The sequence below is a fragment of the Paraburkholderia sp. RL18-085-BIA-A genome, from assembly GCF_046027075.1.
GTDB lineage: Bacteria > Pseudomonadota > Gammaproteobacteria > Burkholderiales > Burkholderiaceae > Paraburkholderia.
Map to the genome: position 1 here is coordinate 1 of NZ_JARESU010000460.1, position 1,131 is coordinate 1,131.

Here is a 1,131-nt window from a genome sequence, read left to right on the forward strand (position 1 = left end):
AACCGGAATGCTGGCCGGATCGACGACATAGCACTCGACGTGTTGAGCCCGCAGCGCGCGACAGATCCAGAACGCCTCCTGGCCGGCCTCGTAGGAAACGACAACGCGCACGCCAGCGGGCAGCGACCACTTTTGCCGGTGCGCCTCGATCAGGTCGAGCACGGCCTACAGCCGCGCGGCGGCTTGGGGCTGCGCCACCGTGTGCACGGCTGGCTTCTCGCGCCGGCCGTCGTGCAGCGCGACCTTCCACGAGGCGGCAGCGAGTTCCAGTGACACGGCCAGCACGAGCGCTTCCGGGTGGTGCGTCGCGTATGTCTGAACTGTGCGCATGATCCTCTCTCCTTTCAGTAAGGCTCAACAGGCTGATTTTAAGGCTTGGCCTGTGTGCCCCCCCTGCATAGGATCTGTTATGACCATGACGCTGGCCGGCGGTGGGCAACTCGCCAGGCGGGCGCATGGCGTTTCTTCGAAATAAAGGCGGGATAGGCTCACCTGCCCTCGATAACGGACGAGATCGTCCCGCCGGCCGGCTCGTGCAGGTCGAGCCGGGTGCGAACAGCAACTTACCGCTCAAAAACCTTGACTGACCACCTCAGGGCGTGAAGCCGCCCGTCGCCGCGTCGTGGCGAATGTCCGTTGGCAGCCACGTACAGGACACACACAGACGGCAGGCCACGGCCAAAGCCGATACCCGCTGAACGAGATTGAAATGGCTGGTTACCCAACTATGACTGGCTCGCGTTAAGCACCGCAACCGGAACATAGCTGAAATATAATAGTGAACAACATGGGTAGCAGCGAGGCGAAGCTTGGCGCGCTGGCACATACAGTTGCAAGCCATCCGCCCACCGGTACTGCGTTACGGCTTTGTAGTCGTATGCGTTGGAATCGCGCTTGGGCTGGCGCTAGCATGCCAACATTACGGCTTTCACGATGCCGAAATGCCGCTTTTTGACCTGGCCATCGTTCTCGTTACCTGGTATGCCGGTATAGGACCATCCGCGCTGGCGGTTTTCCTCTCGGGAGCCAGCAACACCTACTTCTTTACCCCGCCACTTTATACCTTCGAAATCACATCGGAAGATCTGCCGTACCTCGTTCTTTTCACAGTATGGTCAGCAGTTATTGCCT

General features: G+C 60.1%; 1 protein-coding gene and 1 pseudogene. One reads left to right on the top strand and one right to left on the bottom strand.

Annotated elements, in window-relative coordinates:
* Positions 1-330, bottom strand: a pseudogene (locus P0D89_RS53215) (IS110 family RNA-guided transposase); the annotation flags it as partial.
* 479 nt (positions 331-809) lie between these two features.
* Here P0D89_RS53215 and P0D89_RS53220 point away from each other — a divergent pair.
* Positions 810-1,131, top strand: a 322-nt coding sequence (locus P0D89_RS53220) for a DUF4118 domain-containing protein (RefSeq protein ID WP_408379677.1), incomplete at its 3' end; no start/stop codon positions are given.